The following is a 622-nucleotide window of genomic DNA, read 5'->3' as shown; positions in this document are numbered from 1 at the left end:
GGTCGTGTCCCCGATGGAGCCTTGCAACCCCGATCACCGCCCTGTTACGGGCGAGCGGGCGGTCCTCGACCTCGGGCCGGAGGAGCTCTTCGTCGTGGCGGCGCTACGCGCCTGGGTCGCACCGATCATGCGCCCCGGCACCGCGCACCCGGACTGGCGCGAGATGTTCCGCCTGGCCGGCGTGGCCTCGGCCGGCGCTGTCGGATTCGACCTGATGATGTCCGTGGTCGGCAGCGCGGCACAGCGGATCATCGAGGTGCGGTGCTGCCGCTGCCCGTCCCTCGGCGCCGACGAGGTGCTGATGCTGCGGCTCGTGAGCGCGATGCAGAACGCGGACACGCTCTCCGCGCTCGACGTCATCTCGGACTGGGTGCCCGCGGGTTCCGTGGCGCCGGCGCTGCGCGGGGCGCAGCGCTTCGCGGCGATGATGTCGGCCGCCGGGCATCGGCTGCCGCCGCAGGCGATGCCCGTGGCGGCGATGCAGCGGCCGGTGGGCGCCGTCCTTCACTGAGGCGCCCCCGGGTGGAAGCTATTCGGCGGCCTGCCCTCGCGCGGCGAGGGCCGCAGGATGTGGCGGGCGCCGGAAGCCAAGCTGGTCACGCAGCGTCACGCCATCCTGCTC

General features: G+C 73.8%; 1 protein-coding gene. It reads left to right on the top strand.

All coding sequences use genetic code 11. The features are described from left to right. The coding region (locus AC1DWF_RS36015) for a hypothetical protein (RefSeq protein WP_476843240.1) at positions 1 to 511 on the top strand (511 nt) is incomplete at its 5' end. Between the last annotated feature and the right edge of the window lie 111 nt (positions 512 to 622).

Source organism: Aminobacter sp. P4_D5, from assembly GCF_056401815.1.
Note: the sequence above shows the minus strand (reverse complement) of the source record. Positions and strands in the feature narration are given on the sequence as shown.